Origin of the sequence: Streptomyces sp. SID5643 (assembly GCF_009872555.1) — a bacterium.
Lineage (GTDB): Bacteria > Actinomycetota > Actinomycetes > Streptomycetales > Streptomycetaceae > Streptomyces > Streptomyces iakyrus.
This window is the reverse complement of the sequence record NZ_WWIC01000225.1, coordinates 22,651-36,664: the sequence shown is the minus strand read 5'-3', so window position 1 is coordinate 36,664 and position 14,014 is coordinate 22,651. Positions and strand designations below refer to the sequence as shown.

10 protein-coding genes and 2 pseudogenes are annotated in these 14,014 nt (G+C 71.3%); 2 read left to right on the top strand and 10 right to left on the bottom strand.

Features of this window, described 5'->3' with window-relative positions:
* The 5 genes and pseudogenes from GTY56_RS25455 to GTY56_RS25435 all read right to left on the bottom strand — a co-directional run.
* A pseudogene (locus GTY56_RS25455) lies at nucleotides 1-921 on the bottom strand (Rne/Rng family ribonuclease); the annotation flags it as partial.
* A gap of 260 nt (nucleotides 922-1,181) precedes the next feature.
* Entirely contained in the window at nucleotides 1,182-1,964 is a 783-nt protein-coding gene (locus tag GTY56_RS25450; protein ID WP_161367651.1) for a TIGR03936 family radical SAM-associated protein, read from the bottom strand.
* Nucleotides 1,965-2,012: 48 nt separating this feature from the next.
* Nucleotides 2,013-3,218, bottom strand: coding sequence for a UbiA prenyltransferase family protein (locus GTY56_RS25445; protein ID WP_202510707.1), 1,206 nt, complete (start codon nucleotides 3,216-3,218; stop codon nucleotides 2,013-2,015).
* A gap of 244 nt (nucleotides 3,219-3,462) precedes the next feature.
* Nucleotides 3,463-3,678: pseudogene (locus tag GTY56_RS25440) on the bottom strand (helix-turn-helix domain-containing protein); the annotation flags it as partial.
* A complete protein-coding gene (locus GTY56_RS25435; RefSeq protein ID WP_161367649.1) occupies nucleotides 3,678-4,175 on the bottom strand; it encodes a DUF2975 domain-containing protein in 498 nt (165 codons plus the stop codon). The gene GTY56_RS25435 and the pseudogene GTY56_RS25440, both read right to left, overlap by 1 nt.
* 171 nt (nucleotides 4,176-4,346) lie before the next feature.
* Between GTY56_RS25435 and GTY56_RS25430 the strand changes: the two genes are divergently transcribed.
* Nucleotides 4,347-5,036 carry a GAF and ANTAR domain-containing protein gene (locus tag GTY56_RS25430; RefSeq protein WP_346345574.1) on the top strand — a complete coding sequence of 230 codons (690 nt, stop codon included), beginning with the start codon at nucleotides 4,347-4,349 and terminating at the stop codon, nucleotides 5,034-5,036.
* Nucleotides 5,037-5,380: 344 nt separating this feature from the next.
* Nucleotides 5,381-5,986: a dihydrofolate reductase family protein gene (locus GTY56_RS25425; RefSeq protein WP_161367654.1), complete on the top strand. Its 606-nt coding sequence runs from the start codon at nucleotides 5,381-5,383 to the stop codon at nucleotides 5,984-5,986.
* A gap of 141 nt (nucleotides 5,987-6,127) precedes the next feature.
* On the opposite strand, the gene GTY56_RS25420 is transcribed toward GTY56_RS25425, so the two are convergent.
* The 5 genes from GTY56_RS25420 to mreD form a co-directional block, all read right to left on the bottom strand.
* The gene (locus GTY56_RS25420; RefSeq protein WP_161367648.1) at nucleotides 6,128-8,092 is read right to left on the bottom strand and encodes a TIGR03960 family B12-binding radical SAM protein; all 1,965 of its coding nucleotides are present in this window, start codon (nucleotides 8,090-8,092) and stop codon (nucleotides 6,128-6,130) included.
* Nucleotides 8,093-8,180: 88 nt separating this feature from the next.
* On the bottom strand, nucleotides 8,181-9,686 hold the full coding sequence (locus GTY56_RS25415; RefSeq protein WP_161367647.1) for a CYTH and CHAD domain-containing protein: 1,506 nt from the start codon (nucleotides 9,684-9,686) through the stop codon (nucleotides 8,181-8,183).
* A gap of 55 nt (nucleotides 9,687-9,741) precedes the next feature.
* The gene (gene rodA, locus GTY56_RS25410; protein WP_161367646.1) at nucleotides 9,742-10,944 is read right to left on the bottom strand and encodes a rod shape-determining protein RodA; all 1,203 of its coding nucleotides are present in this window, start codon (nucleotides 10,942-10,944) and stop codon (nucleotides 9,742-9,744) included.
* Entirely contained in the window at nucleotides 10,941-13,184 is a 2,244-nt protein-coding gene (mrdA, locus tag GTY56_RS25405; protein ID WP_161367645.1) for a penicillin-binding protein 2, read from the bottom strand. The genes rodA and mrdA overlap by 4 nt, the downstream gene beginning before the upstream one ends.
* Nucleotides 13,185-13,332: 148 nt before the next feature.
* Nucleotides 13,333-14,007 carry a rod shape-determining protein MreD gene (gene mreD, locus GTY56_RS25400; protein WP_161367644.1) on the bottom strand — a complete coding sequence of 225 codons (675 nt, stop codon included), beginning with the start codon at nucleotides 14,005-14,007 and terminating at the stop codon, nucleotides 13,333-13,335.
* Nucleotides 14,008-14,014: the final 7 nt, after the last annotated feature.

Genomic DNA, 14,014 nt, shown 5'->3' with positions numbered 1-14,014 from the left:
GAAGCCGCCGGCGGCCCGGCGCACGACCCGGCGGCGGCGCCGCGGACCGGCCTCCTCGGCGGAGTCGGTAGCCTCGGCGACGGTTTCGGCGGGGGCCTCGGCAGCGGGGGCGGGCTCGGCGGCGGTCTCGGAGGCGGTGGCCTCGGCCGCGCGGGCGGGCTCGGCGGCGGGGTTCTCGGTCACAGGTGCCTTCGCCTCCTCGGCAGTGCCCTCCACCGCGTCCGCGGCGGAAGGCGCCCCGGCGGGCGCGGACGCCCGCCGCGAGGCACGCCGGCGAGTCCGGCGCGGAGCAGCCTCTTCAGCGGCCTCGGCACCTTCGGCGGTGCCGTCGGCGACGACGGCAGGCTCCGGGCCGTCGGCCTGCGCCGGGGCCGCGACCGTCTCGGCGGCCTCCGCCGGAGCGGCGGCGGGCGAGGTCACGGTGCGCGTGGCGCGGCGCCGGGTGCGCTTGGGGGCGGCGTCCTCGGACGCTTCGGCGGAGGTGGAGGCGGCGGGGGCGACGGCCTCGGCCGGCTCGGTGGCCGGAGTGCCGGCGGTCACCGGGACCACGGTCTCGGCCGCCTCGGCGGCCTCCGGAGCACCGGCGGGTGCGGAGGCACGGCGCACGGCGCGCCGCCGCTTGGGCGGGGCGGGCGCGGCGGCCTCGTCGCTCTCGACGGCCCCGGGAGCCTGCTCCGCCTCGGCAACGGCTTCCTCGACCTCGTCGGCCTCCACGACGTCGGCCACTGCGACGTCGGTCGCGAGGTCCTCGGGCTCGGCGGCCGGTATGGCCGGCGCGACGGTCTCCGCCGACGCGTCCGAGGAGGCACCGGTGGGCGGACCCGCCGGGCGGGACGCGGCACGCCGCCGCCGGCGGGGCGGCAGGGTGTCGCTGGGAGTGTTCTGTTCGGAACCCTCGGTGGGTTCGGTCGGTTCGAGCATGCGGGCTTATCTCCCGTCAGGCTCCCGGGCGCCGCGCCTGGTCCGGCGATGCCGGTGACGTCCGCGGCGCGCGCTGTGCGCGTTCGCCGCCGTCCGGGGCGCGGGCGCCGCACGGGAGCTCTCTGTGTCCTGTCTCGCCGGTTCCGTACGCCGAATGCGTACGGCCTGGCGAAAGTCTTCTGGTCGGTACGCTGCCCGACCCAGGTGGCTCCCGAGTCCGAGGGCGGCGCTACGACGTCCGTCCCTACGCGGGACCTTCCTTACACCGGCGCCGTCGCGGCGGCAGTCGGTTCGGCCGTTGAGTGGGCCTCGACTGCCTCGCGGTCGGGCGCGAGCGGGTCGGTCACCGTGCCGGTCTCTTCATCGAACAGCCCCTGCGCCAGCCTGGTCACCGCTGCTGGGACCGGCGGCGCCAGGTCGGCCACGGCGCGGAGACCGGACAGGACGTCGTCGGGTCGTACGGCAGGCGTCACGTGCCGAACAACCAGCCGCAGTATCGCACAGGGCTGGTCGGTCGGCCTATCAGCCTGCGAACTGTGCGTTTCCGTGACGTCGCGGACCTCCAGGCTCGCAACCGCGGCGCGGGCGTCGAACGTACGGACGCCGTTCTTGGCGAGGCGCTGGACCTCGACGGTCTCGGCCGCGTTGAAGGCGTCCGCCGCTCGGCGGGCCTCCTCCGGCGGCACTCCGTCCAGCCGGAGCTCCCACACGGAAGCCGTCAGCCGGTCGGCGAGCCCCGAGGTGCGTGCCTCGACCGCCTCGGTGATGTCGAGCCCGGTGGGCAGCGACTCGTCGAGGAGGGCCCTGAGCTGCTCCGGGTCGCGGGGCGCGGTGAGGGCGATCTCCAGGTACTCCGCCTCACTGCCCGTGCCGGTGGGTGCGGCATTGGCGTACGACACCTTCGGGTGCGGTGTGAAGCCCGCCGAGTAGGCCATCGGCACCTCGGCACGGCGCAACGCACGCTCGAAGGCGCGCTGGAAGTCACGGTGGCTGGTGAACCGGAGGCGGCCGCGCTTGGTGTAACGCAGTCGGATGCGCTGCACCGCGGGTGCGGGCGGCGGGCCTTCGGGCTGTCGCTTGCCCAGTGTCGTTCAGTCCTTCGTGAGAGCGGTCGTACTGCTACCAAGAGTACGTGGCTCGCGCCCCGAAGGTTCCCTCCGGTCGACCGGCTGCGGCTGCCGCGGCTCGCCGAGGAGCATCCGCCGGAAGTCGGCGCGGGCCTGGCGTGCGGATTCCCGGGCGGCGGACAGTGCCTGCCGGGTGACCCGCCGCACACTGCGGACGGCCTCGGCGGCAGGCCGCAGGACGGCGTCCCGTACGACGTGCCCGACGGGCGTCAGCACACTGCGGTACATCCATCGCACCGGTTCGACGAAGATCCACCGCAAGAGGGTGCCGAGCATGCGCCCGACGGCGAGGGAGATGTGCCCGGCGACGCGCCAGGCGTGACCGAGGGCGTCCCACACCTCCCGGCCGACCACGGCGAGGGCGCGTCCGGCCGGCGTGAGGATCCAGCGCCACAGGGCGAGCGCGGGCAGGACGAACAGGACGCGGGCGATCCAGTACAGGGTGGTGCCGACACCGGCGACGATCATGCTCAGCAGCCACACGAGCCCCTTGCAGCACCAGGCGACCGCGCGGCCGACGGGTGCGAGCACCCAGGTGTGGAGCCGGCGGGCGGGTACGACGACCAGGTACTTCGTGAGCCACGCCACGGCCGTCCAGACGCCGAGGCCGAGCGCGGCGAGCCCGGCGCCTGCCCCCTTCAGCCCCCACATCACCGCGTGTCCGACGGGCGTGAGCAGCCAGGCGTACACCCAGCCGAGTGCGGCTCCCAGCCCTCTGGCGAGCCGGCCGGCCCCGGCGCCGACGCCCCGGGCGACCCATGCGATCACGTGCCCCACGGGGGTCAGCGCATACCGGTACAGCCAGACCAGGGGCACGACGACGAGGACGTGGCCGAGCCACCCGAGGGCCTTGCCCAGCGGGACGACGACGTAGCGCCACAGCCCCACGAACTGCCAGACGAACACCGCCCGCCCGAGCCACAGCAGTGCCCGGCCGAGCGGCCTGAACAGGGTGTCGTTCAGGAACCGTCCGGCCACGACGAGCGCGTCCCACAGCATCCGCACGGGGACGACCAGGACGAGCACGATGATCCGCACAGGAATCCGGATCGCGACGGCGAGACACCCCTCCGGCGCCTCGGGCTCGCGCCGTGCCGTCGGCCCGGCCGGCCGCTCTCGCGGATCGACCCGCGCCTCGGAACCCTCGCGGGGTCGTTTTTCCAGATCCATACCGTCGTAGACGCCTTCAGTGCCCCGTCCGGATCCAGCACCGCACAGTCCCGCCCCGTTCTCCGCAGTTCCCCCGCTCAGCCGCAGGATCATACGGCTCACACGCGGGTGACCTGCGCCTGGAGCAAGATGCTGACGTTGTCCATCAGGCCATTGTCGAGTCGGCCGTAGGGCCGGACGCGGGACCGGCCGTCGAGCCGGAGGTGGGACCGGCCGTCGAGCCGGAGGCGGAGCGGGCCGTGGGGCCGGCCGCCTCCTCCGTCTCCCAGCGCAGCAGATCCCCCGGCTGGCACTCCAGCACCTCGCACAGCGCGGCGAGGGTCGAGAAGCGGACCGCCTTGGCACGGCCGTTCTTGAGGACCGCCAGATTGGCGGGGGTGATGCCGACGCGTTCCGCCAGTTCACCCACGGACATCTTGCGTTTGGCCAGCATCACGTCGATGTCGACGGCGATGGGCATCAGATGACCTCTTCCAGCTCGGCCTGCATCCGGGCCGCCTCGATGTCGCGTGCGACGGCCTGCGCGAGCAGCATCCGCAGCACGAGCACGATCAGCGCGACGCCCAGCACGGCCACGACGACCCCGCACAGCAGCAGGACCACCCCGGGAGCCACGGCCTCACCCGGCGCGAGCACGACCGCGAGCGCGAAGACCAGCAGGGCGGCCGCCACGAACGCGCCGATCACGATGTGCACGTAACGGAAGGCGGCGGTCGAGAACACCGTCCCTCGACGCACCATCGTCACCAGCCGCCACACGCAGACCACGACGACCTGGGCCGTCACGATACCCAGGATCGTGATCACCAGGATCGGAGTGCGCAGATACGCGTACTCGGGCCTGAGCCCGTTCATGTCGACGGCCAGCAGCGGCACCATCACCATCTGCACGAACAGCGACCCCGCGAGCAGCACCACGAGCACCCCGCGCAATCCCGCCACGGCCAGCTTCCCCATCACCACTCCTTCGATCGAGCCACGATGGAAATCTATCGAAACTCGATAGATCCCGCAAGGGCGGGCCCGCGGGGCCACGAACACGTCCAGCGACTGCCGACCGGGGTGTGCGACCCGTGACACCGTGGCAGGAGAGATGCATGCCCGGCACCCGGACCGAGGAGGACGACAGTGGACTGGCGCGTGTTCGCACGGGAGATGGCCTCCATGGCGCGTGACCTGCTCGCCCAGGACTCGGTCGGCGCCACGCTCGAGCACATCACCAGGGCAGCCACGGAGCGGATGCCGGGGTGCGACGCGGCCGGCATCCTCCTCCTCCACGGCAAGAGCGTGGAGACACTGGCGCCCACCCATGACCTGGTCGTCGAGAGCGACCGGTTGCAGGAGCGCCTCGCGGAGGGCCCCTGCTTCGACGCGGCCCGCGCCAGCACCGGTCAACGCGTTTTCCGCATCGCCGACTTCACCGCCGAGCAGCCCCGCTGGCCCGCCTACGCCGAGCAGGCACGCGACCTGGGCGTGGGCAGCATGATGGGCTTCCTGCTCTACACCGAGGACGAGGATCTCGGTGCGCTCGACCTCTACTCGCACCGGCCGGGGGCCTTCACGGACGACAGCGAGACCGCCGGCTGGCTGCTGGCCTCGCACGCGGCGATCGCCTTCTCCAGCGCACGCAGCCACGCCCAGATGGAGCAGGCCATGGCCACGCGCCACGTCATCGGCGAGGCCATGGGCATCCTCATGGGCAGCCACCGCCTCACCGAGGACCAGGCCTTCGACGTACTGCGCCGCTACTCCCAGGAGAAGAACGTCAAGCTGCGCGAGGTCGCCCGGCGGGTCTGCGAAGAGGGACGCCTGACCTGACGGCTCCCCCAGCACACATTCTGAACTGGGGGAACCTGACCAGGTCGGCCCCCCGGGGGAGCGTCGCCAACCGGGCCTGCCGAGCGGGTCCCCCGCAGAACGGGGCTCTCACCTCCCGGGGGCCCTGTTGCTGTGGGGAACTCGGGCGGAGACACGTCATGACCCAGGTGCCGCCTCCGGCCGGAGGCCTGTCGCAGCGGGCCCTGCTCATCGTCCTCGCCTGACTCCATCACATGCCGCTGTTCAAGATCTGGTGGCTTCTCTCGTCGCTCCTCGGCGCGGCCGATGAGTTCGTGGCTCCCGGCCGGTCCAAGCTCGTGACACCCCTGGGAAAGGACACCGCCATGTCGGAGCTTCTCGTCGACTTCATCACCTCGCTGGACGGTTACGCCTCGGGAGAGGGATGGCCCGGATTCTGGGGCCTGGAGGGTCCGGAGTACCTCGCATGGCTCGGCGAGCAGCCCGAGGCCACCTATCTGATGGGAGCGAACACCTACCGGCTGATGTCGGGCTTCGCCGCAGGCGAGGTTCCGGCCGGCCAGGACGAGTTCAGGCCCGAGGAAGAGGCGTCCGTCGACGAGCTCACGCGAGCGTCCAAGGTGGTGTTCTCCTCCTCCCTCGAGGAGCCACTGAAGTGGGCCAACTCAACGCTCGTCCGCGACGACGCCGTCGAGGCGGTCCGCGCCATGAAGTCGAGTGGCTCGGGGCTCCTCAGCACGATCGGCAGTCTCAGCCTGTGCCGTTCCCTGCTGCGCGCCGGACTCGTCGACCGGTTCCGCGTCGTGATGTTCCCGGTGATCACCGGGGCCACCGGCGAGGAACGCATCTACGACGGCTATCCGGACGTTGCCCTCGAGATGACCGAGCACCGCACCTTCGACGGCCGCATCCAGCTGGTCGAGTACAAGCCCCGCGTGCTCGACCACCCGCCGCTCGGCGCCCCTGCGTGACGTCGCTCCGCCCGCCGGTCCCAGGCGTTCCGTGCGGATGACGTCATCGGGGGCCGACACGACCGAGCCCCCTCCGCGGTGGAGGGGGCTCAGTGCTCGCCTGCTCCGGCATCCGATACCGGGGGCAGTGCGCCACTCATCTCAGTGCGAGTGGCCACTGGGCGTCGGCGCCGCGTTCTTGACCGTCAGGGGCAGCAGCTTCTTGCCCGTCGGGCCGATCTGGATGCTCGTGTCCATCTGCGGGCACACCCCGCAGTCGAAGCACGGCGTCCACCGGCAGTCGTCGACCTCGGTCTCGTCGAGGGCGTCCTGCCAGTCCTCCCAGAGCCAGTCCTTGTCCAGGCCGGAGTCGAGGTGGTCCCAGGGGAGGACCTCCTCGTAGGTGCGCTCGCGGGTGGTGTACCAGTCGACGTCGACACCGAAGGGGGCCAGAGCCTTGTCGGCGCAGCTCATCCAGCGGTCGTAGGAGAAGTGCTCGCGCCAGCCGTCGAAACGGCCGCCGTCGTCGTAGACCGCGCGGATGACCGCGCCGATGCGCCGGTCGCCCCGGGAGAGCAGGCCCTCGACGATGCCGGGCTTTCCGTCGTGGTAGCGGAAGCCGATCGAACGGCCGTACTTCTTGTCGCCGCGGATCTTGTCCCGCAGCTTCTGCAGCCGGGCGTCCGTCTCCTCGGCGGAGAGCTGCGGGGCCCACTGGAAGGGCGTGTGCGGCTTGGGGACGAAGCCGCCGATCGAGACCGTGCAGCGGATGTCGTTGGAGCGGGAGACCTCGCGGCCCTTGGCGATGACCTTCGTCGCCATGTCGGCGATCTGGAGGACGTCGTCGTCGGTCTCCGTCGGCAGGCCGCACATGAAGTACAGCTTCACCTGGCGCCAGCCGTTGCCGTAGGCGGTGGCGACGGTGCGGATCAGGTCGTCCTCGGAGACCATCTTGTTGATGACCTTGCGGATGCGTTCCGACCCGCCCTCGGGGGCGAAGGTCAGACCCGAGCGGCGGCCGTTGCGCGTCAGCTCGTTCGCGAGGTCGATGTTGAAGGCGTCCACGCGGGTGGAGGGGAGCGACAGGCCGATCTTGTCGTCCTCGTAGCGGTCGGCGAGGCCCTTGGCGATGTCGCCGATCTCCGTGTGGTCGGCGGAGGAGAGGGACAGCAGGCCGACCTCCTCGAAGCCGGTGGCCTTCAGGCCCTGCTCGACCATGTCGCCGATGCCCGTGATGGAGCGCTCGCGCACCGGGCGGGTGATCATGCCGGCCTGGCAGAAGCGGCAGCCGCGGGTGCAGCCGCGGAAGATCTCCACCGACATGCGCTCGTGGACCGTCTCGGCCAGCGGGACGAGGGGCTGCTTGGGGTAGGGCCACTCGTCGAGGTCCATGACGGTGTGCTTGGACACGCGCCACGGGACCCCGCTGCGCTTCGGCACGACACGGGCGATACGGCCGTCCGGGAGGTACTCGACGTCGTAGAAGCCGGGGACGTACACCCCGCCCGTCTTCGCCAGGCGGAAGAGGAGCTCCTCGCGGCCGCCCGGGCGGCCCTCCGCCTTCCAGGCGCGGACGATCGCGGTGATCTCCAGGACCGCCTGCTCGCCGTCGCCGATCACGGCGCAGTCGATGAAGTCGGCGATCGGCTCGGGGTTGAACGCCGCGTGGCCGCCGGCCAGGACGATCGGGTCGTCGACGGTCCGGTCCTTGGACTCCAGCGGGATGCCGGCCAGGTCGAGGGCGGCCAGCATGTTCGTGTAGCCCAGCTCCGTGGAGAAGGACAGGCCGAACACGTCGAAGGCCTTCACCGGCCGGTGGCTGTCGACGGTGAACTGCGGGACGTGGTGCTCCCGCATGAGCTCCTCCAGGTCCGGCCACACGCTGTACGTGCGCTCGGCCAGGACGCCCTGCTGCTCGTTGAGCACCTCGTAGAGGATCATGACGCCCTGGTTGGGCAGACCGACCTCGTAGGCGTCCGGGTACATGAGCGCCCAGCGGACGTCACAGGAGTCCCAGTCCTTGACCGTGGAGTTGAGCTCTCCGCCGACGTACTGGATCGGCTTCTGCACATGCGGGAGCAGAGCTTCGAGCTGCGGGAAGACCGACGCAGCGACTTCGGCAGGCATGTCGCGCACCTTCGTGAGCTGGACTGAACTGACAGGGGTGACCATCCAGACTAACGCGACCGCGGGGCACCTCCGTACGCCGTGCGCCTCACAGGCCCGCGACCGTGCCCCTGATCTCCTTCCACAGCCCGGGCAGCTCGGCCTCCGTGCGCAGGGCCCGCTGCTCCTCGCGCTCGTGGAGCAGGCCGTAGGTGAAGGCGCTCTCCCCCGCCGCGTGGGCGACCGCCGACAGCTCGCGCAGGGTCTGCCGGGCCATCACGCTGTCCTGGTGCTCGCCGAGCAGCTTCTGGAGTGACTTCATGGACTTGAGCATGGTCTTGGCGGGCTTGCCCAGGGCCGGCTCGGCCGCTTCCGCGGCGTAGCGGGCGCGCTTGGCCTTCTTGCGGGCCTCGTGCACGGCGACGTCCCGCTCGCTGCCGGGTTCCAGCTCCAGCGCCCGCTCCACCAGCCGGGACACCTTGCGGAAGTCCTTGTTCACGGCGTCGGCGAGCGGCTTGCCGGGCTTCTTCCCGGCCGCCTTCAGCAGCGGCGGATCGGCGATCAGCGCGTCCAGGGTGTCGAGCAGGGCGAGATGGCGGCGGGAGTCCAGGATCCCGAGGAGCCGGCCGCGGGCCGTGTGGTGCTCGGCGCTCGACCAGTCGCGCAGGCGCTCCCCGACGGGACCGCGGACCAGGCCGTCGGGCACCTCGTCGAGGGCCGCCGTCAGCCGTGCGGCCAGCACCTCACGGTCGCGGTCCAGGCCGAGCTCCCCGGCCAGCCACTTCAGCTCGTCGGCGACCGGGTCGGTGACGGCCCGGTCGAGGATGTCCCGGAAGGACTTGAAGGTGCTGCGCAGCCGCCGGGTGGCCACGCGCATGCTGTGCACGGCGTCCTCGGCGTCCCGGCGGACGGCCGGGTCCAGCGCCACGATCGCGTCGCGCTGCTCACGTACGTACGCGAGCACGTGGTCTCCGGCGGTCACCGGCTCCCCCGCCTCCGCGACGGGGCGCCGCTTCCGGGGTGCCGTCTCGGCCAGGGCCCGTGCCAGCTTGGACGGCGACTTCGCGGGCCGCACGCCCGCCTTGCGCAGCCGCTTGTCCACCTTGTCGAGGAAGGCCGGGTCACCGCCGTCGGCGAGCTCGACCTCCATTTCGGTCCACTGCGCCGCGCCCCCGCCGGCCGTGAGCCGCTCGGCGTGCACGGCGTCCACGCTGACCTCCGCGAGCAGCCGGCCCTCGGCGTCCACGAGGTGCCGTACGTCCCGCTCGGAGCGCAGCCGGACCAGCGGGACCAGCTCGCCGTCGCGGACGCGGGAGCGGACGAGGCCGGCGAGTTCGCCGGGGAGGGTGTCGGAGAGCGGGGCGTGGATCTCGTCCCGGGTGTCGGGGCCGACCGGGAACTTCAGGTGCCAGCCGGCGTCCGAGCCGCCGGTGCGGCGGCGCAGGGTGACGGATGTCGCGGCGAGGCGCTCGTCGGCGGTGTCGTAGTAGGTCGCGTCGAGGTGGGCGACCCCCTTGTCGACCACGTTCGCGACGCCGGGCACACCGGTCAGGTCCGGCAGCCCGCTGTCCCCGGCCTCGTACTTCCGCTCGATCTCACGCTTGGTATCCGCCATGGACCGAATCTAGTCGGCCGGGGCGCGGGGCGGCAGAGGGCCACCCCGCGCGGCGTCAGGCCGACATCGGTCGTTGCACCCGGATCGACTGGAGCAAGCCCACCGCTATCCACACGGCGAACATCGATGATCCGCCGTAGGACACGAACGGCAGGGGCAGGCCGGTGACCGGCATGATGCCGAGTGTCATGCCGACGTTCTCGAACGTCTGGAAGGCGAACCAGGCGACGATGCCGGCGGCCACGATGGTGCCGTAGAGGTCCGTGGTCTCCCGGGCGATGCGGCAGGCCCGCCACAGGACGATGCCGAGCAGCAGGATGATCAGGCCGCCGCCGAGGAAGCCCAGCTCCTCACCTGCCACGGTGAAGACGAAGTCCGTCTGCTGTTCGGGGACGAACTGGCCGGTGGTCTGGGAGCCGTGGAAGAGGCCGGAGCCGGTCAGGCCTCCCGAACCGATGGCGATGCGGGCCTGGTTGGTGTTGTAGCCGACGCCGGCCGGGTCGAGTGCGGGGTTGGCGAAGGCGGCGAAGCGGGCGATCTGGTAGTCGTCGAGCACCCCGAGCTGCCAGACGGTGACCGCGCCGAGGGTGCCGGCGCCGAGCAGGCCGAACACCCAGCGGTTGGACGCCCCGGAGGCCAGCAGCACGCCGAGCACGATGATGACCATCACCATGACCGACCCGAGGTCGGGCATCAGCATGACGATCAGCATGGGGACGGCGGCCAGACCGAGCGCCTGCACGACCGTGCGGTGGTCGGGGTACTGCTTGTCGCCCGCGTCGACCCGGGCCGCCAGCAGCATCGCCATGCCCAGGATGATCGTGACCTTGACGAACTCCGACGGCTGGAGCGAGAAGCCGCCGGGCAGCTTGATCCAGGAGTGGGCACCGTTGATGGTGGAGCCGAGCGGGGTCAGCACCAGCAGGATCAGCAGCACGGAGAAGCCGTAGAGGACGGGCACGGCCGTGCGCAGGGCGCGGTGGCCGAGCCAGACCGTGCCGGCCATCAGGGCGAGGCCGATGCCCGTGTTCAGCAGGTGCCGGACGAGGAAGTAGTACGGGTCGCCCTGGTTGAGCTCGGTGCGGTTGCGGGTGGCCGAGTAGACGAGGAGCGTGCCGAGCAGCGACAGGACCGTCGCCGACAGCAGGATCGGCCAGTCGAGCCGCCGCGCCACCGAGTCGCGGGCCAGCAGTCGCGTCCAGCCGGAGCGCTCGGGCCCGTAACCGGAGACCTGGAAGCTGTTCACACCGCCGGTCATGCGGGGCACCTCCGGCTTCGCCGGCGGCGGTGCCGCCTTCGGGTGTCACGGTTCTCCGGTGTCGGCGGGGCGGCCGTCGCCGGCTGGAGCGGATCCGGGGCGTTCGGGTCCTTCTTCTTGGCCTGCTGGTCCTTGGCCGGGTCCTTGGAGACCTTCGGCGAGGTGATGGTGCCGTCCGTCCTGACCTTCGGCAGGGTCTTCTGCGGGGTGGGCAGCAGTGCCTTCTTCGCGTCGATGGCGCCGTCCTCGGACACGCCGTACAGCGCGTTGTAGATGTTGCGGACGGCGGGTCCCGAGGCGCCGGAACCCGTACCGCCCTGGGAGATCGTCATGACGATCGAGTAGTCCTTGGTGTACGTGGCGAACCAGGAGGTCGTCTGCTTGCCGTAGACCTCCGCCGTACCCGTCTTGGCGTGCATCGGGATCTTGTCCTGCGGCCAGCCGCCGAACCTCCAGGCGGCCGTACCGCGGGTGGCGACTCCCGCGAGGGCATCGCTTATCTCGCTGCGCGTCTTCTGGCTCATCGGGAGCTTGCCGTGCGCCTCGGGCTTGATGGGCGTGACGCTCTTGCCGTCGGCGCTGATGACGGCCTTGCCGACGGAGGGGTTGTAGAGGGTGCCGCCGTTGGAGATGGCCGAGTAGATGGTGGCCATCTGGATGGGCGTGACGAGCGTGTCGCCCTGGCCGATGGAGTAGTTGACGGAGTCACCGGCGCGCATGCGGTTGCCTTCGAGGCAGTTCTCGTAGGCGATCTTCTCGGCGTAGCTGCCGCCCCGCTTGCCGGTGCGGCACCAGGCGTCCTTGTTGGCCTTCCAGTAGTCCAGCTTCCACTTGCGGTCGGGGACGCGGCCGGTGACCTCGTTGGGCAGGTCGATGCCGGTCTCCTTGCCGAGGCCGAACTGGTGGGCGGTCTTGTAGAACCAGTCGTTGGCGTTCTTCTTCGGCTTGGTGCCGCCGTCGCGCTTCCACTCCTCGTGGGAGAGCCGGTAGAAGACCGTGTCGCAGGAGACCTCCAGGGCGCGGCCGAGGCTGATCGGGCCGTATCCCTTGGACTCGAAGTTCTTGAAGACCTGGCCGCCGATCGAGTACGAGCTGGAGCACTCGTAGGGGCCGTTGAAGGAGTAGCCCGCGTTGACCGCGGCGGCCGTCGGGATGACCTTGAAGATGGAGCCGGGCGCCGACTGCCCCTGGATGGCGCGGTTGAGCAACGGGTAGTTGGAGCTCTTGCCGGTGAGGCGCGCGTAGTCCTTGGCGGAGATGCCGCCCACCCAGGCGTTCGGGTCGTACGTGGGGTTCGAGGCCATGGCGACGACGCGGCCGGTCTTGGCCTCCATCACCACCACGGCGCCGGAGTCGGCCTTGTAGTTGGTGCCCGTGTTCCGGTCGTGCTGCTTGCGGGCTTCCTTCATCGCCTCGTTCAGCTGGTATTCGGCGATCCGCTGGACCCGGGAGTCGATGCTGGTGACGAGGTTGTCGCCGGGGTGGGCCGGGTCGGCCTCGGCCTGGCCGATGACGCGGCCGAGGTTGTCCACCTCGTAGCGGGTGACGCCGGCCTTGCCGCGCAGCGCCTTGTCGTACTGGCGCTCCAGGCCGGAGCGGCCGACCTGGTCGGAGCGGAGATACGGCGAGTTGGTGTTCTGCGCCTTCTTGATCTCCTCGTCGGTGACCGGCGAGAGGTAGCCGAGGACCTGGGCGGTGTTGGCCTTGCCGGGGCTGGGGTAGCGGCGCACGGCCTGCGGCTCGGCGGTGATGCCGGGGAAGTCCTCGGCGCGCTCGCGGATCTGGAGGGCCTGCTTGGCGGTGGCCTCGTCGGTGATGGGGATGGGCTGGTAGGGCGAGCCGTTCCAGCAGGGCTGCGGCGTCTTGGCGTCACACAGCCGGACCTTCTCCTGGACCTCCTTGGGCGTCATGCCCAGGACCTTGGCGAGCTTGGTGAGGACTTCCTTGCCGTCGTCCTTCATCTTCAGCAGGTCGGTGCGCGAGGCGGAGACCACCAGGCGCGTCTCGTTGTCCGCGAGAGCCACTCCCCGGGCGTCCAGGATCGAGCCGCGGACGGCCGGCTGGACGACCTGCTGGACGTGGTTGCCCGAGGCCTCCTTGGCGTAGGCGGCGCCCTCGCGGATCTGGAGATACCACAGGCGCCCGCCGAGGGTGAGCAGGAGGGAGAGGACGAGGACCTGGATGACGACGAGCCGGATCTGGACCCGTGGGTTCCGGCCGGTCTCGGGAATGTTGGTCACTGCGGCTGCCTCCTCCTCTCGGTGCGCGTACGGGTGTGCGGAGCCGGCGGTCTGCCGGGGCACGTGGGTGCGGTGTCGAGTGATGAACGCCCGGCCCACGAGCCGGCGTTCCTACAGGACCGACCCGTTCGGGTGAACTTCCCTGCGTTCACAGCCGCTTGACCCCCTTGATGCGCCCGGCACGTGCCATCCGCGCCCGGGCGGCCTTGACGCGCAGTCCGTTGCGCTGGCTGCCGATCTTCAGTCCGGTGCCGCCGGAGAGCCAGCCGGAGGAGATGTCGGTGGCCTTGGCCGCGGCCGAGGTCGACTCGGCGAGCGGATCGTTCTCGGCGCGCCGGGCCAGGGCCATGATCCCCGGCACGACGAAGGGGGCGAGCAGCAGGTCGTACAGCGCGGCCGTGAACAGCAGGCTGCCGAGGCCGACATGGCGGGCCGCGGTGTCCCCGACGAGGGCGCCGACCCCCGCGTACAGCAGCGTGGAGCCGACCGCGGCGGCGACCACCACGGCCATGGGGCCGGTCGCGGACTTCAGCTGGCCCGTCTCCGGTTTCACCAGGCCCGCGAGGTAGCCGATGACGCACAGCACCAAGGCGTAGCGCCCGGCTGCGTGGTCGGCGGGCGGGGCCAGGTCGGCGAGCAGGCCCGCGCCGAACCCGACGAGGGCGCCGCCCACGTGCCCGTACACCAGCGCGAGGCCGAGGACGGTGAGCAGCAGCAGATCGGGCACGGCGCCCGGCAGGTGAAGGCGGGCGAGGACGCTGACCTGGATCACCAGGGCGACGACGACCAGGGCGGAGGAGAGCAGGATCCGGTTGACGCGCATGGGGTGA